Raw genomic sequence first — 23506 nt, 5'->3', positions numbered from 1 at the left:
CCGCGCATTCTAAACTCAACCCGCGATCTTCAGAACAATCTTGCCGATATGACCCGAGCTTTCCATGCGCGCATGGGCGGCGGCGGCCTCGGTCAGATCAAACTCGCTGTCCATCACGGGCGCAACTTTTCCGGCATCCAACAGAGGCCAGACAGCTTCGCGCAGGTCCTGCGCGATTTGCGCCTTGGCCAGATCACTTTGTGGGCGCAATGTGCTGCCGGTCAGGGTCAGGCGCTTGACCATCATCAGGGCAAAGTTCAGCTCGATCACAGGCCCTTGCAGAAACGCGATTTGCACCAGCCGCCCATCTTCGGCCAGGGCCTTGACGTTGCGGGGGATGTAATCACCTCCGACCATATCGAGGATCAGGTTTGCCCCACCTTCGGCGCGCATGGCTGCTACGAAATCCTCGTCGCGATAGTTGATCGCTTTTTCGGCGCCCAGCTTGATGCAAGCCTCACATTTCTCATCCGACCCAGCCGTGGCGAAAACGCGCGCGCCAAAGGCATTGGCCAGTTGGATTGCCGTCGTACCAATACCGCTGGACCCACCGTGAACCAGAAAACGTTCACCTGCCCTCAACCCGCCACGCATGAACACGTTGGACCAGACTGTGAAGAAGGTCTCGGGCAGACACGCTGCCTCTTTCATTCCCATACCCGCGGGCACAGGCAAACAATGAGCCGCTGGGGTCGAAACGTATTCCGCATAGCCACCGCCGGGCAGCAGTGCGCAGACCTGATCACCGACAGACAGTCCTTCGACCCCCGCACCGACCGAGACCACTTCGCCCGAAGCTTCAAGCCCCGGCAGGTCACTGGCGCCCGGCGGCGGATCGTAAGCGCCCGCGCGTTGCAAAGCGTCGGGGCGGTTCACCCCGGCATAGGCCACTTTCAATACAACCTGTCCGGCCCCCGGCTTAGGGATAGGACGTTCGGTCAGCTGCAAAACATTGGGACCACCCGGTTGAGAGATCTCAACAGCACGCATCATCTGGGTCATAGGCACCTCCTTTGCCCAATGCCTAACAGGCATCAGAGGCAAGGCCCAGCACCAAGACGCGTTACTTTCGGGGGTTCAACATGCCAGGCAGATCATCCCGCATCTTGGCCGGCGCCCTCACCTGACCCGCCAGCCAGTTTGGAACTGCAAGAAAGGGTTTCAAGACCGGGTTGTCACGCACCTGAGCCTTGAGCTTTTCGAACTCCATGACATTTGCGATCCGGCGATCCAGAAACTCCCACGTGCGCTGATGGTCAGGGCTGTCATCACCCAGCCAGAACAGCAAGGTCGAGGAATAGACCCCCGACAAGGTTGCCCGTTTGGTATACCAGTTCACATCTTCCGACGTATCGCCCAGTGCGTCCCATATCAGGTCGCAGGTCTGCCATAAGGCCTTGGCCCCATCGGTCGCATACGCTGGCAGGGAAAACAGCGTCATGCCCCGGCGCACCAGCTCTTTGTCTTCAACAGCCTGCAACCGGAACCGGACCGCAGCGGCAATCTTGTCGCGAAATTTTAGCCCGCTCATGTCCTCGGACCTGAGGCGGTCCAGCATCACCTGATCGCCGCGCGCATGAAAGGCCAGTGCCAGATCAACCGCCCCGCGCGGGCAAATTGCACGTGCCAAACCGTCATCCAGACCACAATCGGAAACCGAGGCGCGAAAGCTGGTTTCCGACCAGCCGTCGAAAGGAACATGGTTCAGCATCGCGTCCAAAAGCTGCCGTTTTGCATCTTCATATGTGGTGGTCATGACAGTTCTCCGGTTGTCAGGTCCAGTACTAGACAAGTTAGGGCGGCTTTGCTATACGGCCAACTCCTGCAATTTCCTTGCAACTCTATCTAGAAAGGTGGTGACAACCACATGCAGGTTAGTGTTCGCGACAATAACGTCGATCAGGCGCTTCGTGCCCTGAAGAAAAAGCTGCAGCGCGAAGGCGTGTTCCGTGAAATGAAGCTCAAGCAACATTTCGAGAAACCGTCCGAGAAGAAAGCGCGCGAGAAAGCTGAAGCGATTCGCCGTGCCCGTAAACTGGCGCGCAAGAAAGCCCAGCGCGAAGGTCTGCTCTGAGATCTTTGATTTCGTCCAGCTTTGGATGACACTATTTGACGACCCCCGAGGCATGGCCCGGGGGTTTGTCGTTTCAGGGCTCGGATACAATCCGCCGACTCGTGGTTCAGGTTGTGCGGCAAGCTGCCATTTCCGTACAGGCAGTGTTTTGCCCGGCGCTTTGCAGCGCAGCGAATCTCGTCTCGGTAGCATCGGGCCGCCAAAACTCGCCTGAATTGCGCCGCCCTCTATCACCCGCGACGTCCCCGCCTCTAAGTGAGCTCGTCCGCAAGGACACAAACACAAACGGAGGCAAATATGTCGACTGCAAGTACATACGAACGCGAGATGCTGGCGCTGATAAACCAGGAGCGCACGTCCCGCGGTCTCAACCCGCTGCAACTTGAAACGCAGCTGAACGACTCGTCCGAAGATCACAGCACCTGGATGCTGAATACTGACACCTTCAGCCACACTGGTTCAGGCGGTTCCAACGCAACCCAGCGGATGCAAAACGCGGGGTTCGATCTTGAGGGAAGCTGGCGCACCGGGGAAAACATCGCATGGCAGTCCGAACGCGGCGCGCCGGGTATCAGCGACGATGTCGCCCAGTTGCATCAAAACCTGATGAACAGTCCGGGTCACCGCGCCAATATCCTGAACCCGGATTTCAAGTATGTCGGGATCGGGATCGAAACCGGTGACATGCAGGGCTTCGATGCGGTGATGGTCACGCAAAACTTTGCTGCGACTGACGCGGCTGTCATGCTGGACAACGGCAATACAAACACACCGCCCGTTCCCCCGACAACACCGGATGAAGTTGCAGAGCCAGAGGAACCGGAAACCGAAACCCCAGATACTGACGTCACCGTGACCGAAGAGCCTGGGACTGAGACCCCCGAAACCGAGGAGCCGACACCCGAGACACCGGACACCGACGTCACAGAGACGGAAGAACCGGACCCCGAATCGCCTGATACCGACGTCACTGAGAACGAAGAACCGGAACCTGAAACCCCCGATACCGAGGAGCCGACACCCGAGACACCGGACACTGACGTAACCGAAACTGAAGAACCGGAACCTGAAGCGCCCGATACTGACGTAACCGAAACCGGGGAACCGGAACCTGAAGCGCCCGATACCGAAGTCGTCGATGGCGGTGAGCCGGAAGCCTTCTGCTTTGACATTCAGGCCTTCCTGGATGAAATCGCCAGCTTCCTTGAAAACCTGCAAGCGCAGTTTGACGAGTTTGATTGGGCCGACGACATGAATGGCGGCACTGATGTGGCAGATGTCGACGACGTCGATATCATGCCGACCCTAGATACCACCCCGGAGACCGAGATTGAGCCTGTCGACACCGAAACAGCCGAAGACGATGGCTGCGATGTCTTCATGATCAATATCTTCACCCATGACTGCATGATGGATGCAGCCTGATCACTTGAAATTGTGCGAGGTCGGCCCTGCCGACCTCGCATGCGTTGCTCAGTAAATCTTTGGAACGTAAAGCTCGTCTGGCAAAACCCGCCGCTCGTATTCAGGATTGTACCGACGGTCCGGCAAATTGACCTTTTCCTGTGGCACGTCTTCGTAGGGGATTCTGGTCAACAGATGCTCAATACAATTCAGACGTTCGCGTTTCTTGTCATTGCCCTCAACGATATACCACGGTGCTTCGGGTATGTTGGTTCGGAACAACATGTCTTCCTTGGCCTTCGTATACGCCTCCCAGCGAATACGGGATTCAAGATCCATCGGTGACAGTTTCCACTGTTTCATCGGGTCGTGAATACGCATGAGGAACCGCAGTTGCTGCTCTTCATCCGTGATCGAAAACCAGTATTTCAGCAGAATGATCCCTGACCGGACCAGCATCCGTTCAAATTCGGGAACGTCCTGAAAGAACTGTTCAACCTGGTCCTCGGACGCAAAGCCCATCACACGTTCAACCCCTGCCCGGTTGTACCACGAGCGGTCGAACAACACGATTTCACCGGCCGCAGGCAGATGCGGCACGTAGCGTTGAAAGTACCATTGGCTCTGCTCGCGGCGACTGGGCGCTGGCAGGGCAACCACACGGGCGACACGGGGGTTCAGACGCTGCGTGATCCGTTTGATCACGCCCCCCTTGCCCGCACTGTCACGGCCTTCAAACAGGATACAAACCTTGGCACCAGTGTGCTGCACCCAATCCTGCACCTTGATCAACTCGGCCTGCAATCGCAGCAGGTTTCGGAAATAGACCTTGCGATCCAGCATTTCGGGGTGCTGGTCCCGATAGATTTTGCGGACTTCCATGGACAGCATAGGCTCGCTGAACTCGATCTCGAAATCTTCGTCCAGCGTGTCTTCCAACTCGGCCTCAAGCCAGTTCTTGGTGCCCCCATCGTTTTCGTAAGCCAAGATCAGCTCCTTCTCAGTCATCGGGTTCGAACCATATCGGGCCTGTGTAACCGCCTGATGTCATCAGGTAAATTGAAGCCGATCCGTTGCAGCAGTCTCAATCGGAAATCAGCGTCTGGACGGGTATATGGTCTTTTACCCGAATGTGTACGTCTGGCCCAAAGGATACAAGCACAAGAATTGACACAAGGCATCAGTCGCGCGCTTTCTAGTTGCTTGCATTGCCTTGTTTTTGTGCGGCATGACTGGGTCCACAATTCAGACGAGAACGCCGTGACGTTATTCTTTTCGACATTGCCTGTCATCTGGCCCTGGCTGATCCTGATCACAGCGCAAGTCGCGGCGATGGTGCGTCGAACTGGCCTTGCGTTTGCCCTGCTGGTTCTGTTCGTCAGTGTTGCTTGGGTTGCCGGGCTGATGTCACCGACAGCAATCGTGGCGGTGGCGCTTGGTCTGATCGTGGCCTTCTTCCTCCCACGCCAGACAGGTCTGCTCGCTATCGCAGGGCATACGCTGTTGATCCTGTGGTCCCTCGCATTGGGGGCACATCTGTTCCCAGGGTTCAACAATTTGAAACTGCTGGATCAGGTGCAGGCAAGTGTTTTCAGCACAAGTTTCACACTGCACCTGAATCTGGACAAACCCATGGTCTTCTTTGCTGTTCTTCTGGCCAGGCCCGGAATGCTGAACAGCGCAATCCAGACCAGAATAAGACCTTTGCTAGCGGGTTTGCTGATTTTGCCTGGCCTGTTTCTGCTGGGTCTATCGCTGGGCGCGGTGCGCTTGGACCTCTCAACCCCTTATTGGTGGATGGTATTTTGCCTGTCCAACCTGTTTCTGACTTGTCTTACGGAAGAGGCGTTCTTTCGCGGCTACTTGCAGTCGGCCATTACCTCGCGCCTTGGAGTAACAGGCGGTCTGGTCTCCGCCAGCCTGCTGTTTGGATTGGCGCATATCGGCGGAGGACCCGCGCTTGTAGTATTCGCAGCCCTTCTCGGGCTGGGGTGCGGGTTGGGATATTATGCTACCGGTCGGCTCTGGGTGCCTGTTGCGATGCATTTCGGGTTTAACCTGACCCACCTGCTGCTGTTCACCTATCCCGGCTCATTATGACGGTCAGACCGGCAAGGCCGTGGTCTTGAACACGGTACGCAACGCAAATGAGCTTTGCATCTGCGCCACCCCCGGCAAGCGCGACAGGTATTGCCGGTGGATACGCGCGAAATCTTCTGTATTTTCCGCCACAACTTTCAGAATGTAATCTGCGGTACCTGCCATCAGATGACACTCCAGCACATCCGGTATTCGGGCCACCGCCTTTTCGAACACATCCAGAACCTCTTCGGCCTGACCTTGTAACGTGATTTCGACAAAAACGGTGGTTGGCACGTTCATTTTCCGCGCATCCAGCAGAGCCACGTAGTTGCGGATATAGCCGTCAACCTCCAACCGTTGAACGCGGCGGTGGCACGCAGACGGAGACAGGTTGACCTGTTCAGACAACTCGGAATTCGACATCCGGCCATTCTTCTGAAGTGCGGCCAGAATCTTTCGATCGGTCGTGTCCAGGCTCATTCCTGCAATTCCTTTGCGAGTTTTTCGAATAGTACGGGAAATTCTTCCAAAGAAAAGTCCATTAGCACGTTTTCTTTCACAGAAATTGCGCCACGAAATGCACATAATTTAAGCAGCTTATGAACGGAGAGCCCAATGAAAATCGGTTGCCCCAAGGAAATCAAACCTCAGGAATTCCGCGTCGGGATGACGCCCAATGCCGCTCAGGAAGCGGTTGCACGCGGACACCGAGTCCTGATCGAATCCGGTGCAGGCATCGGCGCAGGTTTCGACAATGACGCCTATGTTGCAGCAGGCGCGCAAATCGTTGACACCGCAGAAGAGGTGTTTGCCACCGCTGACATGATCGTCAAGGTCAAGGAACCTCAGGCGGTTGAACGCAAGATGCTGCGTGAAGGGCAGTTGCTGTTCACCTATCTGCACCTGGCTCCGGACCCTGATCAGACGCACGACCTGCTGGAGTCGGGCTGTACCGCAATCGCCTATGAGACCGTAACGGATGCTAACGGCGGTCTGCCGCTGCTGGCACCCATGTCCGAGGTCGCCGGTCGGCTGGCACCTCAGGTTGGATCCTGGACCTTGCAGAAGGCAAATGGTGGCCGTGGGGTTCTGATGGGCGGCGTTCCCGGCGTTGGCCCGGCCAAAGTAGTTGTGATTGGCGGCGGCGTCGTCGGGACACATGCGGCCAAGATTGCCGCCGGAATGGGGGCTGATGTCACCGTTCTGGATCGGTCACTGCCGCGTCTTCGCTATCTGGACGATGTCTTTGGCGGAACTTTCAAGAACCAGTATTCGACAGCGGGCGCCACCGCTGAACTGATCCAGGACGCTGATATGGTCATCGGTGCTGTTCTGATCCCCGGCGCTGCCGCACCGAAACTGGTGTCGCGTGCTCAACTGTCGACGATGAAACCCGGCGCAGTACTGGTGGATGTCGCCATCGACCAAGGCGGGTGCTTTGAAACGTCAAAAGCCACTACCCATGCAGACCCGATCTACAATGTCGATGGTATCATGCACTACTGTGTGGCCAACATGCCGGGCGCTGTTGCGCGCACCTCGACCATCGCACTGGGCAATGCCACGATGCCGTTCATGCTGTCGCTGGCCGACAAGGGATGGAAACAGGCATGTCAGGACGATCCGCACTTGCTGGAAGGTTTGAACGTTCATGCTGGCAAACTGACCTACTATGCCGTTGGCAAGGCCCTTGGCATCGACGTCGTTTCGCCAAATGTGGTGGTCAAATCGTAAGTGCCTCCTATCCTGAAGTTGCCTGGTGATGGTAATTCTCAGGGTGGCGCGTTCGGTACCGAACCGACGGCTTTCACAAAAAAGGGCACCGCGTTTCTACGCGGTGCCCTTTTCAATACGCGGACGGTATGAAAGACTGTCAGATCATTGAGCGCCAGCCGTCACCCCTTTTTTTGAATTTCGACCGAATGTGGATACGGAATCGAAACACCTTTGGCGTCAAACGCCTCTTTCACCACTTTCGTAAGCTCGAACTTGACGTCCCAGTAATCGGCTGCCGCACACCATAGCCGCGCAGTCAGATCGACCGAGCTGTCACCCAGATTCGTGACCCGCACCCAGGGTTCAGGGTCGCTGTGAATGCGCTGGTCGGCCTTGGCCACATCCAGAATGATCTGCATGGCGGTATCTGCGCTGTCCCCGTAATCAATTCCAAACACCAGATCGACACGCCGTGTGTCATGGGCTGAATAATTGGTGATGATCGACCCCCATGCCTGACCGTTTGGAACAATGATCTGCACGTTGTCGGGGGTCACAAGCTCGGTCGTGAACAGGCTCAGGTCCATAACGGTTCCTGCCGTGCCACCGATATCCACATACTGTCCCAGCTTGTAGGGCCGGAAAACCACCAACATCACACCGGCCGCAAGATCACTCAGCGTACCCTGAAGTGCCAACCCGACAGCCAGCGAGGCAGCACCCAGAATGGCGACGATACTGGTGGCTTCTATCCCGAAGATACCCAGAACGGCGACCAGAACTATGGCCAGAATTGCCCACTTGATCACACTGGCGGCAAAATTCCCAAGTGTCGGGTCGATCTGTGGTGTTTTGTTGATCCGGCGGCGTACTACACCCGCGATCGTTCGGGCGGCGATCCAACCCAAAACAAGAACGATCAGAGCTTTCGCTGCATTCAAGGCAATGGGCAAGTATTGATTGGCCATACCAATCGCCTGCTCGGCCAAGTCGGCGGTTTGTTCCATCTCGAATTTCCTCGTGTTTTCTGTTCGGCAATTCTAATAATACAGGCTCCGCGATTTGTGCGGAGCCCGATGTCGCGATGAAACGACAGGCCTACTTCTTCAAAGCGTCCCGGATTTCCATCAGGATGTCCAATTCGCTAGGACCTGTGGGGGCTTCTTCAGCCGCTTCTTCCTCTGCTTCGGCAGCGTCTTTGACCTTGTTCACCATTTTTACCAGCATGAAGACAACCCAGGCGATGATCAGGAAATTGATGATCGCCATTATGAAAGCACCATAGGCAAAGACGGATGCGCCTGCTTCACGTGCCGCTTCAAGGCTGGCACCTTCGGCCACATCGCCTGCCAGAACGGCGTAGTTGTTCGTAAAGTCGATACCCCCTGTGAACAATCCAATAAGCGGATTGATCAGGTCGCCCACCAACGAGGTAACAATTGCGGTAAACGCGGCACCGATAATGATCCCGACCGCCATGTCCATGACATTGCCCTTGGCAATGAAAGTCTTGAATTCTTCCAGCATAGCATCCCTCTTGTTTTTTTAAGTCCACGCCTCTGTTCACGCATGAGCGCATAGGAATTGTGCGTTAAACGCATGAAGAAGGGTATGTTTTTTAGGGGAAAGCCACCCTACTTTTCCCCAAACGGCATTACTCAGGAGGTTTCATGTCTCAACTTACGCCTTTTTTCGTAACCGACAGATGGCCTGCGAAGGATCCCAGCATCCTTCAACTTTACTCCTATCCAACGCCAAACGGCGTAAAAGCCTCGATCATGCTTGAGGAAACCGGCCTGCCCTATGAGGCGCATCTGGTGACACTGGCAGATGCGGATGTCAAAAGCTCCGAGTTCCTGTCGCTGAACCCGAACAACAAGATCCCGGCGATAATCGACCCCGACGGTCCGGATGGCGTGCCGCTGGCCCTGTTCGAAAGCGGTGCCATCCTTCTGTATCTGGCCGAGAAAACAGGTAAGTTTCTTGGCCAAAACGCGGCAGACAAGCACCGGATCACACAATGGCTGATGTTTCAAATGGGCGGCATCGGGCCAATGTTTGGCCAGCTAGGCTTTTTCTACAAATTCGCAGGCAGCGCGATAGAAGATCCGCGCCCGCGCGAGCGTTACATTAACGAAGCCAAGCGCCTGCTGAACGTGGTGAATACGCAACTGGAAGGACAGGATTGGATCGCGGGCGAGTATTCCATCGCGGATATCGCTCTTGCTCCGTGGCTGAATGCACTGGATTTCTATGGTACTAAGGATGTTGTTGACTGGGACGGTTATTCCAATGTCGTTGCTTATGTCGATCGTTTCTTCCAACGCCCAGCGGTTCAGCGCGGCAAAGCCATACCCGCACGAGACTGATAACAGTTAAAAGAAATGGGGCGCCAAACCGGCGCCCCTTTTATCGATCAGCCGGGCAGAGTGCCTGTCAGCACGTAACGTAGAATTTCGACCACCTGAACGGGTTCTTCCGCCACAGCCAACGCGGCGGCATCAACCTCTTTCAGCGCGTGCTGGTGATCCGGGCCATGCAGAACGATGATCGACTTGCCCAATGCTGCAGCATAACCCGCGTCAAAGGCGGCGTTCCACTGCTTGTATTTGTCGCCAAACCTGACGACGACAACATCCGCATCCGCAATCCCCTTGCGGGTCCGGATCGCATTGACCATCGCTCCCTTGTGGTCGTGCCAATACTTGTTCGGCTCGGCCCCAAGAATGGCCACACCACAATCATCACTGGCCGCGTGATCGGTTACAGGGCCGTTGAAGGTCACGTCCAAGCCTTGCGCCCCATCGATGATCTGTTCACGCCAGTCAGTGTGGATTTCTCCGGAAAGATAAACGTTCAGGCCCATGGCAAACTCCGCTGTTGTTTCCGACCAATTTAAGGGTCCCACACCCAAAGCCCAACGCGGATTCCGGAAAAACGCTTACATTTTACGAGCCACTAGGAATCGGCGAGCGTCACGTACGGGGAAACTGTCGCTCTCGATGATGCGGAACCCGGCGTGTTCAATGGCCGCATCAAGATCCGCCTCAGACAGGAATCGCACAAACGGAGCCTTACCAAAGAACTGCATGATCGGAAGCGCGAGACGAATAGCGTAATACTTCAGGCTCGCTCCGCTGGACGGTCGGCAAAATGTTTTCGAGATAAACAGTCCGCCGGGTCTAAGGACCGAATGTACTCGGCTCAATGTCAGATCCAGATCTTCGACCAGGTGCAAAAGATTGAATGCCAGCACCGCATCAAAAGAACCCTCAGGCGGTCGATTTGCATCAGCCTCGGTAAAGGTGACGTTTTCGATGCTTTGCGAAGCGGCGTTTCGACGTCCAACGGCCAACATACCGGGGGACACATCGGTTGCAGTGATAGATCCTACATATCCGGACAGCTTCAGCGCAGTCATGCCTGTGCCGCACCCAAGTTCCAGAACATCATCGGATTTCTTCAGGTAAGACGCTGTCCGTTCCAGCGTATGCTCGTACGAAGCCATGTCTTTTATGGGCGAGCAGGCATATTTCTCGGCCACTCCATCCCAGAATTTCGCAGTGGTGGTCATTGAGGAGTCTCCTTTCGGCGAGAATTTATTCATGCGCAGACCGAATATAAATTGCCGAAATTTGCAGGTTTACTATACATTTTTGTATGAATGAGTTTGGCGATTTTGATTGGAACCACATCCGGGCCTTTCTGGCGACGGCTGAAACTGGGTCATTTTCCGCGGCGGCACGGCAGCTGCGGCAAACGCAGCCTACCCTGAGTCGCCAGATAGCAGCGCTTGAACAGGACTTGGGCGTGATGCTGTTTGAACGGGTTGGCAGAACCCTTGAGATCACTCAGGCCGGATTGGAGCTGCTGGATCATACTCGCAAAATGGGGGACGCCGCCAACCGCATCGCGCTGACGGCGTCCGGACAGGCACAATCCATTGAAGGCCGGGTTCGCATCACCGCCAGTGACGTGATGTCGGCCTATGTCTTGCCCGACCTGCTGCGCGAAATCCGGGCGCAAGCCCCGCGCCTGCGGATTGACGTGATTGCCTCAAACGATATTCAGGATCTTATGCGGCGCGAGGCAGATATCGCGATCCGCCATGTCCGTCCTGATCAACCCGACCTAATCGCGAAGCTGGTACAGGAGGCGTCGGGGCATTTCTATGCAACCACAGAGTATCTCAACCGTGCGGGACGCCCAAAATCAAAGCTGGACCTTTCACGGCATGAGTTCATCAGCTTTGGCGACAACAATCAGATGATCGCCTATCTGAAGCCGCTTGGCATTCACCTGACCAACGAGAATTTCCGGCTTGGGTCTCAGAACGGAATAGTGGCTTGGGAATACGCCAAACAAGGCTTTGGCATCGCGCCCATGTCGCAGACCGTCGGCGATGCGACACCAGGTATGGAGCGTGTATGCCCCGGGATGGAGGCTATCACATTTCCGATCTGGTTGACCACGCATCGCGAGTTGCACACCAGCCGCCGCATCCGGCTGGTCTATGACTTACTGACCAAGTTCCTGTCCAAATAAAAAACGCGCCCGAAGGCGCGCTTTCCATTGGAGCCTCAGAGCTCTAACCGCGCAGAACTCCGCCCGTCGCCTTGGCAACCTTAGCAATGATCTTCTCGGCCACGGCTTCGATGTCTTTTTCCTTCAGCGTCGCCTCAGTCGGTTGCAGGCGCACGGTAATGGCAAGAGACTTTTTGCCTTCGCCAAGGCTGCCGCCGATGAATTCGTCAAAGACACGCACGCTCTCGACCAGCGCCTTGTCGGCACCCGCGGCTGCGTTCACCAACGTCAGCGCTTCGACATCGGCATCGACGACAAAGGCAAAATCACGCTCGACCGCCTGCAAGTCGCGTAGTTCCAGCGCAGCGCGAGTGGCACCGTATTTGCGGGGCAAAGGCACTTCGTCCGGCCAGATGGTGAACGCCATTGCCGGACCTTTTATGTCCATCGCCTGCAAAACGCGCGGATGCAGCTCTCCGAAGACACCCAGTACTTTTTTCGGACCCAGACAGATTTTGCCATGGCGACCCGGATGCCACCATGGATCGCCGTCGCGCAAAATCTGAACCTTTTCGGGCGCACCAATGGCAGCCAGTACAGCCTCGACATCAGCCTTGGCATCGAACACATCCACCGGACGCGCAGCACCGTGCACATCCTTGGGGCCCGAACGTCCAACCAGCAGGCCGGTGATCTGGGTTTTCTGATCACCCGGCTCGCCATTGTGAAAGACCGGGCCGACCTCGAACAAGGCGACATCCGCGAAACCGCGCGCCTGATTGCGGGCCGCAGCCTGCAACAAGCCAGGCAGCAGATCGGGGCGCATATGGCTCATCTCGGATGAAATCGGGTTTTCGAGCATGGTCGTAGTATCGCCACCACCGAACAAAGCCGCCGAGGCCTGATCAATGAACGTATAACTGACGCATTCGTTGTAACCCAGCACCGCGCAGGTACGGCGCGCCATGGACTGACGGCGTTGTGTCGGGGTCATTACCGGTTTCGGTATCCCCTCGGTCACGCGCGGCAGCGGCCTGCCTTGCAGCTTTGTCAAGGAAGCAATCCGCGCGACTTCTTCCACCAGATCGGCCTCGCCCAGGATATCCGGGCGCCAGCTGGGGACATGGGCCATCTCACCTTCCAGACGAAAGCCCAGACGGGTCAGGGTCTGTCGCTGTTCGCTTTCGGGAATATCCATCCCGACCAGAGACTGCACCCTTTCCGCATTCAGCTTGTAGGCACGCGCATGGTTCGGCGCTTTACCAGCCTCAACCACGTTGGAGGCTTCTCCACCGCAGATGTCCAGAATCATCTGGGTCGCGTGTTCCAGCCCCTCGCGGGTGTATTCCGGGTCGACACCGCGCTCGAACCGATAGCGCGCGTCAGAATTGATCTTGAGCGCACGGCCTGTGAGAGCGATCTGAACATGATCCCAGAACGCGCTTTCAAGGAAGACGTTTACCGTTTCCTCGGTACATCCGGTTTCCTCACCGCCCATGATGCCCGCAATCGACTCCGGACCTTTGTCATCCGAAATCACCATCATTCCGGTTTGCAGCGTGTATTCTTTTTCATCCAGCGCAACCAGCGTCTCGCCGCCTTTGGCGCGGTGCACCCGCAGGTTGCCCTGAACCTTGTCGGCGTCGAACACGTGCAGCGGGCGATTGTGATCGTAGGTCATATAATTGGTGATATCCACCAGCGCCGAGATAGGACGCAGACCTATGGCCTTCAACATATCCTGCAGCCATTGCGGGCTGGGGCCATTCTTCACGCCACGGATCAGACGGCCAGTGAAATGTGGCGCGCCATCCAGCGTGTCTTCGTCGATCGTCACCTTGATCGGGCAATCGAAATCACCCGGAACATGCGTATAGTCACGCTGCTTCAACGTGCCAATTCCACGCGCGGCCAGATCGCGCGCAATCCCTTCAACCCCCAGCGCATCCGGGCGGTTCGGAGTGATCGCGATTTCGATCATCGGGTCGACTTTGGAAGGGTCGTTTTCTGCAAGCCAGTCCACAAATGTATCACCCACTTCGCCCGAGGGCAGTTCGATGATGCCGTCATGTTCATCCGACAGTTCCAGCTCACGCTCGGACGCCATCATGCCAAAGCTTTCGACACCGCGGATCTTGCCGACGCTGATGGTCAGGTCCAGGCCAGGGATGTACATGCCCGGTTTGCAGACCACGACCGTGATCCCTTCACGCGCATTGGGTGCACCGCAAATGATCTGTAGCTCGCCCTCGTCTGTATCGACCTTGCAAACGCGCAGCTTGTCTGCGTCAGGGTGTTTTTCGGCGTGTTTCACATAGCCCAGCGTAAAGCCTGCCAGCCGTTCGGCCGGGTTCACGATCTCTTCGACCTCAAGCCCGAGATCGGTCAGCGCCTCGGCGATTTCATCAACCGAAGCATCAGTGTCGAGGTGGTCTTTCAGCCAGGACAGAGTGAATTTCATTGCACGGGGCCTTTTTTGGCAAACATCCAGTCGGCACAGGCAATGGCAAAGAATGCGCCGGGGTGCAAGCTCTGCGCGTCACGGATAGGTGGGGGTGCGGCCCAAAAGCTCATCCAGCTGCCATCCGATCCAGCCATGGGGGATGAAATGCCCACCGGGATGCGTGTCCAGCGTCACCTGCCCCTGCGCGCAATCGGTCCATTCCACTCGTCTGAGCGTCAGGAACGGTTCCACACTCCAATCACCGCGCGGAGTCGCTGCACCGCAGCCATATTTCTCACGCCACAGCGCCACCGGGTATGTCATGTCGCCACCCGGACCAAACGGGAAATCCATTACCGTGTCATCTGTCCCATGGACATGCCGCGCCTCTCGCGGGGCTTGCGGGCAGGTCTCGGTCTGGCGGAGTGTTCCCGCCACACCCAGCAGTGCCGCGATATCATCGCCGGTTTCGCAGACAAAGCGCCACGCCATCGCACTGCCAAAGGAATAGCCTGATACATAGATGCGGGTCGGGTCTATCGGATAGCGCCTGGCGATATCCTCAAGCACCCGGTCGGCAAAAGGCACATCATCCGAGCTTGCAGACCAGAAATTCCAGCTTTTGCCCAAACCGTTCGGGGCCACCAGCAGCACACCCCGACGCTTCGTGGCCCCTGCAATCCGTTCGTGGTTCACCACCACGGTTCCTTGCCGCGCCCAACCATGGAAATGCAGCAGCACGGGCAGAGGTGTTTCACCATCCCAGCCATCAGGTTCGAGAACGTGATACGAACGGTCACCGAGATCACAGGCAATATCGCCGTGGCATTCTGTTTTCCAGGGACCCATGGCAAAGGCGGGCGAGGCAATTAACAGGAGAAGGCAGAGCAATCGACAGATCATGCGCCCGACCCTAACGAGGCATTCCGCCCTGTCACTTAACATATCGGTGTGGTCCGAACGCAGGCCGCGCTTCAGCCCGGCACCCACCCATCGCACATGGCGGGCTGAAGCCCGCCCTACATCAGGTCAAAGCATCAAGCCGCGCTGTGGCCAGACCGCGGGATGGCGATCCTTGGGTTGTGGTGGGCAGTTTATGCTGGCCAAGTCCGAGCGCTGTTCGAGCGTTGTACTGTCGGGGACAAATCGCCAGCCCGTGCGGGCAGTCTGGCGATAGCGCGGCTGCCTGTCGGCCTTTGCTCCGCGCAATGTAGAATCTCATTAGTCTAGTCGAGCCCCAATTGTTTGAGCGCCCAAGCAATAAACACCGCTGTAACAACGGACACAAAAACGGTTGGGATGTTACCAACTACATTCGCGAACCACTTTCTCCACCAAGGTTGCGATAGCCTCTCAAGTTCGTCAAAGCCCTTACTATTCAGGCGCAAGAGATATTCACAAGGATCATCCGGTGTGAGGTAAGAAGATCTGCTGCTCGATTCATATCTTTCTTCAAAAAGCTCTTCGTCACGCAAGAACCTTATTTGGTCAAACTCCTCATTTGACCAATCTGGATAATCCTCAAAGGGATTCCCATGCTCGTCTGACCAAGCACGCTTCCATCGGAGCCATGGGTGTGGCGATACTTCAAATCGCTGAAGTACCGCTTTCCGAACCCGCTGGTTTTTATTCACCGCGACAAACCACCATGCAGGTTCGGCATATCCAGCGCCGCGAACCCATAGTGGCGCAGCCAGCGCAGGTCAGAATCAAAGAACGCCCGCAAATCCGGAATGCCGTATTTCAGCATCGCCAGACGGTCGATGCCAATCCCGAATGCAAAACCCTGATAGACCTCGGGGTCGATCCCTCCAGCGGCGATCACCTTGGGGTGGACCATGCCGGAACCCAGAATCTCCATCCAGTCGTCGCCCTCGCCGATCTTCAGCTGACCGTTATCCCAGGAACAGCGGATATCGACCTCGGCCGATGGCTCGGTGAAGGGGAAATGCGAGGCGCGGAAGCGCAGTTCGACATCGTCGACCTCGAAGAACGCTTTCACGAATTCTTCCAGAACCCATTTCAGGTTCGCCATCGAGATGTCTTTGTCGATGGCCAGCCCCTCGACCTGATGGAACATCGGCGTGTGGGTCTGGTCGTAATCGGCGCGGTAGACGCCGCCCGGACAGATCACGCGGATCGGCGCGCCCTGTTTTTCCATCGACCGGATCTGTACCGGCGAGGTATGGGTGCGCAGCACGTGCGGCGGGCGGTTATCACCCTCGGCGCGGTACATATAGAACGTGTCCATCTCGGCCCGTGCGGGGTGGTGACCGGGGATGTTCAGCGCGTCGAAATTGTACCAGTCGTCTTCAACACGCGGCCCTTCGGCCACCGAGAAGCCCAGTTCAGCAAAGATCGCGGTCAGTTCCTCGGTCGCCTGGCTGATCGGGTGGATTGACCCCTGACGGCGCGGGCGGGTCGGCAGGGTGACGTCCAGCCATTCGGTCCGCAGGCGCTCATCCAGTGCAACATCGGCCAGCGCGGCTTTTTTGGCGGACAGCGCCGAGTTAATCTCATCCTTCAGGGCATTCAGCGCCGGGCCTGCGACCTGACGTTCCTCGGGCGTCATCTTGCCCAGCTCGCGCATCTTCAACGCGACCTCGCCTTTTTTGCCAACAGCCGCGACGCGGATCGCCTCAAGCGCGTTTTCGTCGCCTGCCTCGGCGATTTGGCCCAGATACTTTGCCTTAAGATCGTCCATGACGGCCCTCTGAATTTGGTCGAGAACCTGCTATCGGCCCCGCCCCGCGAATGCAAGCGGGACGGTACGCATCAATAGCTGTATTCGGGATAAATCCGGGTCAGGTCTCCATTCCAGTCGCCATTGTAGTGTTCCAGCAACTCATCTGCCGGAACCTTGCCGGTGTCGATGCTTTCCTTCAACGCATTCAGGAAATGCGTCTCATCCGGGACCAGCCCACCAGCACCGGGGCGCGCGCGGGCTTTCAGGCCCGCCTCGGAGATCGCCACGACTTCACGCGCCAGATCATGCATGTTGACGTTGCCAACCTGCGCCTGAAGCCCGTCTTTAGCCGCCGCAACACGCAGCCCCTCGCGCGTTTCGGCATCCCAGCCCTTGACCAGATCCCACGCCGCATCCAGCGCGGTTTGGTCATAGGTCAGCCCGACCCAGAAGGCCGGCAAGGCGCAAAGTCGTCGCCAAGGGCCACCATCCGCGCCGCGCATCTCCATGAACTTCTTGATCCGCGCCTCGGGGAAGGCCGTCGTCAGGTGATCGGCCCAATCCGACAGGGTCGGCGTTTCTCCCGGCAATGCAGGCAATTCACCCTTGAGGAAATCGCGGAACGACATGCCCAGCGCGTTGATGTACTGCCCGTCGCGGTAGACAAAATACATCGGAACATCGAGCGCGTATTGGACATAGCGTTCGAATCCAAAGCCATCCTCGAACACGAAGGGCAACATGCCCGTGCGCGCATCGTCCAGATGTCGCCAGATATGGCTGCGCCAGCTTTTCTGGCCGTTCACCTTGCCTTCGAAGAACGGAGAATTGGCAAACAGCGCCGTCGCCACCGGCTGCAACGCCAGCGCCACGCGCAGTTTCTGTACCATGTCGGCCTCGGACCCGAAGTCGATATTGACCTGAACGGTACACGTCCGCCGCATCATGGCGCGGCCCATGGTGCCGACTTTTTCCATATAATCGTTCATCAGCCGATACCGCCCCTTGGGCATCAGCGGCATCTGGTCATGCGTCCAGATCGGCGCCGCGCCCAGACCGATGAATCCCACGCCGATCTCATCGGCGATATCCTTCACCTCGCGCAGGTGAGTGTTCACCTCATCGCAGGTTTCATGGATCGTCTCCAGAGGGGCGCCCGACAGCTCCAGCGCGCCACCCGGTTCAAGGCTGACATTTGCGCCGTCCTTTTCCAGACCGATCAGATGACCGGATTCACGGACCTCTCCCCAGCCGTGGCGATCCCGCAACCCCTCCAACACGGCGACAATGGATCGCTTTCCTTCAAAAGGCAGAGGTTTCAGCGTGTCCTTGCAATAGCCGAATTTCTCATGCTCGGTGCCGATGCGCCAATCTTGCTTGGGTTTGCAACCCGATTCCAGATATTCGGCCAGTTGTTCATGGCGTTCGATCGGACCGCCGCCGGACTGAGGGATGGACATGAACCGTGCTCCGATCCTGCTGTGTCTGTTTTGAAGGTCAAGTGGTGGTCGTAAATGGCGCCAGTGTCAATGCAACGGCAAATGCGCCGGGCGCGACGGTGTACGTTCCCAGATAACGACCGGATGCTGCGATTTGCCGTTGAGTTCCGACAGCATTTGCTCGGTTTTGAGGCCCGGCAGGTTTGAGAATACGTCGAACAACGCCTCGGCTCCTTCTGCATTCACAGGAATGTGAAGCGCTGGCTGGCCCGGCTGATCCAGAACCCAATGTGCGGGGTCGGAGGTCGGGTCAAGGGCCAGACGCTCAATTTCGCGGGACGCGACGATGCCGCCATCCAAGGGACCCAGATAAGTGATCTGGCCTTCATCAATCGTCACGACACCTTGCCCACCCGCCCCTGTTCTGAAACGCGCGCGCTGAATGCCGATCACAGCCAAAGCCGCTGACACGACAATCAGAAACCAGCCTACCCAGGCCAACAGCCCACCCGGCCCGCTGATCCAGCTCAGACCAAGGATCAGGACAAAAGCCGCGACCAGAACCTCGCGCCAACGCCAAAGCGCCAGTTTTGCTTCGGGTCGGATGAAACTCATGAGAGCACCCTTTGCGGTTCCTGAAGCAAAGCGACCTTGTACCAGCCCACCTGTTGGAACCCGATCGCCTCATAGGCACGGGCGGCAGGTGCGTTGTTCGCAAACAGGATCGCGGCCGCCGCGCCCTCGGTTTTTGCTTTCTGCATCAATGCGGTCGTGACCCGTCGACCCAGGCCACGGTTTCTGTTTTTACGTGGAACAAAAACACCACCGACCTGAACTTGGTCGTGAACCCTGGCATTTACAGACGCCATGGCAACCGGCGCGTCGCCTTCCATCAGGACAATCGCCCTGCCTGCGGTCATTTCCGCCTCGACGCGCTCTGCGGCAAGCTCACGCGCCTCTTCGCCTGCGGCTTGTCCGGTATCCTCGATGTAATCCGCAAACCAAGTGTGCAGCCTTGCTCGATCCTCGGCGCGCAAAGCGCGATAAGGAACAGGTACCTCAGTCAGACCGCGCAGGTCACGTCGATAAAGCGGTTCATCGTGATTCAACCGGTACTTCGCCTTCCCCAATCCCAGAGCGCCCAACGTCAACTCGACCTGAGGTGCATCCCCCGTCATACCCAAAACGGTTTCGCCTTCGATTATCCGAGCGAACCACTCGGCAGCTTCGGTTTCAGCGTTGGGCAATTGAACCATCAGATAGCCCTTCTTGCTGAGCCCGAAGACACCCTGAACCTGATCCTCACCCCAGATGAAGTAGCGGCTGGAATATTCATTCGCATTCAACCCCACCCCATGAGCCGCCAAATTGCCGCGCAAGAACATTGAACTGTCAGGGTAGCGGGCCAGAAACCTCTCAAGCGCCGGGGCATCCGATTGAACCGCCTCGCGAATCACGACCAATCTCCCAATGCCTGCTGCCACATGGTCAACGCGGCCACCGCCGCTGTATCCGCCCGCAGAATACGCGGGCCAAGACTGACCACATGCGCATAGGGCAAAGCCGATAGCCGTGCGCGCTCAGCGTTGGAAAACCCGCCTTCCGGGCCGATGAGAATAGCCCAGGGGCGCCCTTTTTCATTCGCTGCCAGCCGCAAGGCCGAGCCGACCTCGGCTTCGTTGCAGAACATCAACTGCCGACCTTCAGGCCAGGTCTTCAGCACGCCGTCCAGCCGCTGAAGGTCTGCCACTTCGGGCACGTAGGTTCCTCCGCATTGTTCAGCGGCTTCGATTGCATGAGCCTGAAGCCGGTCTTGCCGGATACGGTCTGCGTTGGTGAATTCGGTCTGAACTGGCAGGATGCGAGCCGCGCCCATTTCAGCGGCTTTTTCAACAATGAAATCGGTGCGCGCCTTTTTGATCGGCGCAAACAGGAACCACAGATCGGGGGGCAGCTGCAAAGGTTTGGTCTGCCTGATACAGGTCAGAGCGCCGCCACGTTTTCCGGACTCAGCCACCTCGGCTAGCCACTCTCCATCTTTGCCGTTAAATAGCGCCACTGCTCCGCCAACCGGCAGTCGCATGACGCCAAACAGATAGTGCGCCTGATCGCGTGTCAAAGGAACCGATTGCCCCTGACCCAAGGGCTGCTCTACATACAGTCTGATTTTCGCACTCATGAGACCTACATATGCAAGGCAATGCCCCAACACCAGATGGTCAAGTCGCCGATGCCGTCACCGGCAATTGGGTCGACACCCATGCCCCAGCCTTTGCCCGTCCGTATCTGCGCCTCAGCCGCGCGGACCGGCCCATCGGCACATGGCTGTTGCTGCTTCCATGTTGGTGGGGGCTGGCGCTGGCCATCCTGCATGACGGCCAACCGCGTTGGGAAGATCTGTGGATTGCCCTAGGCTGCGCATTCGGAGCCTTTTTGATGCGAGGTGCCGGTTGCACGTGGAATGACATTACAGACCGGGAATTCGACGCACAGGTTGAACGCACACGATCACGCCCGATACCGTCGGGGCAAGTCAGTGTCCGGCAAGCTGCGGCCTGGATGATCCTGCAAAGTCTTCTGGCGCTTGGCATTCTGCTCAGCTTCAATCAGGCGGCCATTGCCATGGGTGTGTTATCTTTGCTGCCGGTGACCGTTTATCCGTTTGCCAAGCGGTTTACCTGGTGGCCTCAGGTTTTTCTGGGTCTGGCCTTCAACTGGGGCGCATTGCTGGCCTGGACGGCGCATAGCGGGTCGCTCGGCTGGCCTGCTGTCACACTGTACCTGTCCGGCATCGCGTGGACCCTGTTCTATGACACGATCTATGCACATCAGGATACCGAGGATGATGAACTGGTCGGCATCAAATCCACCGCGCGCCTGTTCGGCACCGACACGGCGAAATGGCTGAAGTATTTTCTGGTCGCAACAGTATCGCTGATGGGGCTGGCCATTATTGATGCCGGGGTGCCTGACGCGTCGATTCTGGCGTTGGGGATCGCGCTTTGCGGTCCCTGGGCCATGGGCTGGCACATGATGTGGCAATTGCGCGGGCTAGATACCGAAGACAACGCCAAACTACTGCTGCTGTTTCGGGCCAACCGCGATACCGGCTTTATTCCGCTGATCTTCCTCTGCGTCGCCTTGCTGCTCTGATTGCACCCGCTGTACGGGGCCTGTAAAGATCGGCGCAAACGCCTGAGGAGTGCCAAACCCAAACATGCGTCTGCCGTATTTTATCGCTGTTTCCCTGATCTTTCTCGTATCAGCCGGCCTGTCGCTTCTGGCAGCCAGCTATGCTGTTACCGAGATCGAAGAATCATCAGAACTGGCTGTACGGCGCTCGCTGGACCTGAAAGGACATGATTGGGCCGAGGTCGAGGCCGATGGTTTGCGGGTGGTCCTGACTGGTACAGCGCCAGATGAGGCGACCCGCTTTAACGCTCTGACCGCCGCGGGAACCGAAGTTGATACATCTCGCGTAATCGATGAAATGGAGGTTATCGCAACTTCTGCCCTCGCAGCACCGCGCTTTTCGGTAGAAATCCTGCGCAATGACAGTGGAATCTCGGTGATTGGTCTGATCCCGGCCAGTGAGAACAGGGACAAGCTGATCCAACGGCTGGGCAATCTGGACAGATCCGTTGCCGTGTCGGACCTGATGGAAACAGCGGATTATCCAAAGCCCAAAGGATGGGATGCCGCAATTTCTTACGCGTTAGAGGCCCTAACCCACCTGCCCCGCGCCAAAATTTCCGCCAACCCGGATTTGGTCAGGATCACGGCAATTGCCAACAGTCAGCAAGAAAAACAAAAACTGGAACGCGACCTGACCCGTACGGCACCGCCCAGCCTGCGGGTTGGGCTGGCAATTTCAGCACCTCGCCCGGTCGTCACGCCTTTTACTTTGCGTTACCTGATCGACGAAGGAGGTGGGCATTTTGACGCCTGTTCCGCCCAGGATGAGAAGGCACGTGACCGTATCGTGGCCGCCGCGAAGAACGCGGGGTTGACGGGGTCTTATTCCTGCACCGTCGCCTTGGGCGAACCATCGCCACGCTGGCCAGAAGCAGCCGAGAAAAGCATTCAGGCGCTGTTCAGGATCGGCCAGGGTTCGGTCACCATTTCCGACGCAGACATTACCCTGATTGCTGCCGAGGGCACCGATCCTACGGTGTTCGACCGGGTTGTGGGCGAGCTTGAAACCGAGCTGCCTGCGGTTTTCGCACTGCACGCCGTTTTGCCAGAGCCTGAAACAACGAACGCAAACGGCCCGGTCGAGTTCTCGGCCACCCGCAGCCCTGAAGGGCTGGTGCAATTGCGCGGACGGCTGGGTGATGAAACTCTGCGCGACATGGTCGACAGCTACGCGCGCGCGGCCTTTGGGTCCGATCAGGTGTATACCGCCACCCGCATCGTTTCGGATCTTCCGGCGGACTGGCCAGTACGTGTTTTGGCCGGTCTGGAGGCTTTGGGTCAGCTCCACAACGGCGTATTGACCGTTACACCCGATACGGTCGAACTGATCGGCCTCAGCCACGAAGAAGACGCCAAGGCTCGCATCGCAGGTCAACTATCCGACAAGCTGGGCGAGGGGCAGGAATACACCCTGACCATCACCTATCAGCCCCCACCGGAACCCGAGGACGCTCTGCCCGACCCGGAAATCTGCGAGACCCAGATCGCCGAAATTCAGGCTACCGGTAAGATCGCCTTTGAGCCCGGATCGGCCACGATTGCATCAGACTCGCGCGATGTGGTGAACCAGATTGCGGATATCCTGCGCGACTGCGGTCCGATCCGTATGGAGATTCAGGGCCACACAGACAGTCAGGGCCGTGAAGAGATGAACCAACAACTCAGCCAGGCGCGGGCACAATCCATCCTGAACGAATTGCGCGGGCGGCGCATTCCTACCAGCAGCTACACCGCTGTGGGATATGGGGAAACGCAACCCATCGCTGACAACGACACCGAAGAGGGCCGGGAAGAAAACCGCCGGATCGAGTTCCGTCTGATCCGCCCTGAGCCTGTTGCGAGTACCAAAACAGGCCTTGAAGCGCTTGAGACCGAGGCTGCGACTTCCGCAGAGGACCAAACCGACACGACCGCACCTGATGCGGATGCAGGGGACCAGTAAG

23 protein-coding genes are annotated in these 23506 nt (G+C 57.5%); 8 read left to right on the top strand and 15 right to left on the bottom strand.

All coding sequences use genetic code 11. The features are described from left to right. Positions 1 to 15: 15 nt before the first annotated feature. Both ACR0ID_RS07590 and ACR0ID_RS07585 read right to left on the bottom strand, forming a co-directional pair. Positions 16 to 1002 carry an NAD(P)H-quinone oxidoreductase gene (locus ACR0ID_RS07590; protein ID WP_480474960.1) on the bottom strand — a complete coding sequence of 329 codons (987 nt, stop codon included), beginning with the start codon at positions 1000 to 1002 and terminating at the stop codon, positions 16 to 18. A gap of 61 nt (positions 1003 to 1063) precedes the next feature. After that, on the bottom strand, positions 1064 to 1756 hold the full coding sequence (locus ACR0ID_RS07585) for a COQ9 family protein (RefSeq protein WP_480474958.1): 693 nt from the start codon (positions 1754 to 1756) through the stop codon (positions 1064 to 1066). A gap of 111 nt (positions 1757 to 1867) precedes the next feature. Here ACR0ID_RS07585 and rpsU point away from each other — a divergent pair, with 111 nt between their 5' ends. After that, complete coding sequence (rpsU, locus tag ACR0ID_RS07580) at positions 1868 to 2074, top strand: 30S ribosomal protein S21 (RefSeq protein WP_005614280.1); 207 nt, start codon at positions 1868 to 1870, stop codon at positions 2072 to 2074. Positions 2075 to 2371: 297 nt separating this feature from the next. After that, positions 2372 to 3499, top strand: coding sequence for a CAP domain-containing protein (locus ACR0ID_RS07575; protein ID WP_480604663.1), 1128 nt, complete (start codon positions 2372 to 2374; stop codon positions 3497 to 3499). Positions 3500 to 3547: 48 nt separating this feature from the next. Here the strand turns inward: ACR0ID_RS07575 and ppk2 are convergent, their stop codons facing one another. Continuing rightward, positions 3548 to 4486, bottom strand: coding sequence for a polyphosphate kinase 2 (ppk2, locus tag ACR0ID_RS07570; protein ID WP_267365547.1), 939 nt, complete (start codon positions 4484 to 4486; stop codon positions 3548 to 3550). Positions 4487 to 4738: 252 nt separating this feature from the next. Between ppk2 and ACR0ID_RS07565 the strand changes: the two genes are divergently transcribed. Further along, positions 4739 to 5578: a CPBP family intramembrane glutamic endopeptidase gene (locus ACR0ID_RS07565; RefSeq protein ID WP_480604661.1), complete on the top strand. Its 840-nt coding sequence runs from the start codon at positions 4739 to 4741 to the stop codon at positions 5576 to 5578. Between the two features lie 3 nt (positions 5579 to 5581). Here the strand turns inward: ACR0ID_RS07565 and ACR0ID_RS07560 are convergent, their stop codons facing one another. Continuing rightward, entirely contained in the window at positions 5582 to 6040 is a 459-nt protein-coding gene (locus ACR0ID_RS07560) for an Lrp/AsnC family transcriptional regulator (RefSeq protein WP_209506641.1), read from the bottom strand. 135 nt (positions 6041 to 6175) lie between these two features. Here ACR0ID_RS07560 and ald point away from each other — a divergent pair, with 135 nt between their 5' ends. After that, complete coding sequence (gene ald / locus ACR0ID_RS07555) at positions 6176 to 7294, top strand: alanine dehydrogenase (protein ID WP_480474952.1); 1119 nt, start codon at positions 6176 to 6178, stop codon at positions 7292 to 7294. 161 nt (positions 7295 to 7455) lie between these two features. On the opposite strand, the gene ACR0ID_RS07550 is transcribed toward ald, so the two are convergent. Next, positions 7456 to 8244: a mechanosensitive ion channel family protein gene (locus tag ACR0ID_RS07550; protein WP_480604882.1), complete on the bottom strand. Its 789-nt coding sequence runs from the start codon at positions 8242 to 8244 to the stop codon at positions 7456 to 7458. A 130-nt stretch (positions 8245 to 8374) separates the two neighbouring features. Further along, a complete protein-coding gene (gene mscL / locus ACR0ID_RS07545) occupies positions 8375 to 8803 on the bottom strand; it encodes a large conductance mechanosensitive channel protein MscL (RefSeq protein WP_480474950.1) in 429 nt (142 codons plus the stop codon). Between the two features lie 143 nt (positions 8804 to 8946). Between mscL and ACR0ID_RS07540 the strand changes: the two genes are divergently transcribed. After that, positions 8947 to 9645 carry a glutathione S-transferase family protein gene (locus tag ACR0ID_RS07540; RefSeq protein WP_480604659.1) on the top strand — a complete coding sequence of 233 codons (699 nt, stop codon included), beginning with the start codon at positions 8947 to 8949 and terminating at the stop codon, positions 9643 to 9645. A 47-nt stretch (positions 9646 to 9692) separates the two neighbouring features. On the opposite strand, the gene ACR0ID_RS07535 is transcribed toward ACR0ID_RS07540, so the two are convergent. Both ACR0ID_RS07535 and ACR0ID_RS07530 read right to left on the bottom strand, forming a co-directional pair. Then, positions 9693 to 10142 carry a YtoQ family protein gene (locus tag ACR0ID_RS07535; RefSeq protein WP_480604657.1) on the bottom strand — a complete coding sequence of 150 codons (450 nt, stop codon included), beginning with the start codon at positions 10140 to 10142 and terminating at the stop codon, positions 9693 to 9695. A 75-nt stretch (positions 10143 to 10217) separates the two neighbouring features. After that, the gene (locus ACR0ID_RS07530; RefSeq protein WP_480604655.1) at positions 10218 to 10850 is read right to left on the bottom strand and encodes a class I SAM-dependent methyltransferase; all 633 of its coding nucleotides are present in this window, start codon (positions 10848 to 10850) and stop codon (positions 10218 to 10220) included. An 86-nt stretch (positions 10851 to 10936) separates the two neighbouring features. On the opposite strand from ACR0ID_RS07530, the gene ACR0ID_RS07525 reads away from it, so the two are divergent. Further along, positions 10937 to 11821 carry a LysR family transcriptional regulator gene (locus tag ACR0ID_RS07525; RefSeq protein ID WP_480604654.1) on the top strand — a complete coding sequence of 295 codons (885 nt, stop codon included), beginning with the start codon at positions 10937 to 10939 and terminating at the stop codon, positions 11819 to 11821. Between the two features lie 43 nt (positions 11822 to 11864). Here the strand turns inward: ACR0ID_RS07525 and pheT are convergent, their stop codons facing one another. The 7 genes from pheT to ACR0ID_RS07490 form a co-directional block, all read right to left on the bottom strand. Beyond that, on the bottom strand, positions 11865 to 14261 hold the full coding sequence (gene pheT, locus ACR0ID_RS07520; protein ID WP_480604653.1) for a phenylalanine--tRNA ligase subunit beta: 2397 nt from the start codon (positions 14259 to 14261) through the stop codon (positions 11865 to 11867). Between the two features lie 78 nt (positions 14262 to 14339). Next, the gene (locus ACR0ID_RS07515; protein WP_480604651.1) at positions 14340 to 15146 is read right to left on the bottom strand and encodes a CE1 family esterase; all 807 of its coding nucleotides are present in this window, start codon (positions 15144 to 15146) and stop codon (positions 14340 to 14342) included. Positions 15147 to 15873: 727 nt separating this feature from the next. After that, the gene (gene pheS / locus ACR0ID_RS07510; RefSeq protein ID WP_480518332.1) at positions 15874 to 16947 is read right to left on the bottom strand and encodes a phenylalanine--tRNA ligase subunit alpha; all 1074 of its coding nucleotides are present in this window, start codon (positions 16945 to 16947) and stop codon (positions 15874 to 15876) included. A 71-nt stretch (positions 16948 to 17018) separates the two neighbouring features. Continuing rightward, entirely contained in the window at positions 17019 to 18389 is a 1371-nt protein-coding gene (locus ACR0ID_RS07505) for a glutamate--cysteine ligase (protein ID WP_267365439.1), read from the bottom strand. A 66-nt stretch (positions 18390 to 18455) separates the two neighbouring features. Continuing rightward, entirely contained in the window at positions 18456 to 18983 is a 528-nt protein-coding gene (locus tag ACR0ID_RS07500) for a hypothetical protein (protein WP_480474930.1), read from the bottom strand. Beyond that, positions 18980 to 19825 carry a GNAT family N-acetyltransferase gene (locus ACR0ID_RS07495; RefSeq protein WP_480604650.1) on the bottom strand — a complete coding sequence of 282 codons (846 nt, stop codon included), beginning with the start codon at positions 19823 to 19825 and terminating at the stop codon, positions 18980 to 18982. The genes ACR0ID_RS07500 and ACR0ID_RS07495 overlap by 4 nt, the downstream gene beginning before the upstream one ends. Next, on the bottom strand, positions 19822 to 20547 hold the full coding sequence (locus ACR0ID_RS07490) for a 16S rRNA (uracil(1498)-N(3))-methyltransferase (RefSeq protein ID WP_480604649.1): 726 nt from the start codon (positions 20545 to 20547) through the stop codon (positions 19822 to 19824). Before ACR0ID_RS07490 ends, ACR0ID_RS07495 begins: the two co-directional genes overlap by 4 nt. An 11-nt stretch (positions 20548 to 20558) precedes the next feature. Here ACR0ID_RS07490 and ubiA point away from each other — a divergent pair, with 11 nt between their 5' ends. After that, positions 20559 to 21521, top strand: coding sequence for a 4-hydroxybenzoate octaprenyltransferase (ubiA, locus tag ACR0ID_RS07485; RefSeq protein ID WP_209598711.1), 963 nt, complete (start codon positions 20559 to 20561; stop codon positions 21519 to 21521). A 64-nt stretch (positions 21522 to 21585) separates the two neighbouring features. Further along, entirely contained in the window at positions 21586 to 23505 is a 1920-nt protein-coding gene (locus ACR0ID_RS07480; RefSeq protein WP_480604647.1) for an OmpA family protein, read from the top strand. The last annotated feature ends 1 nt before the right edge of the window (position 23506 follow it).

The organism is Ruegeria sp. AL2 (genome assembly GCF_056540845.1).
The sequence above is the reverse complement of the archived record's forward strand: the minus strand, read 5'-3'. Positions and strand labels throughout refer to the sequence as shown.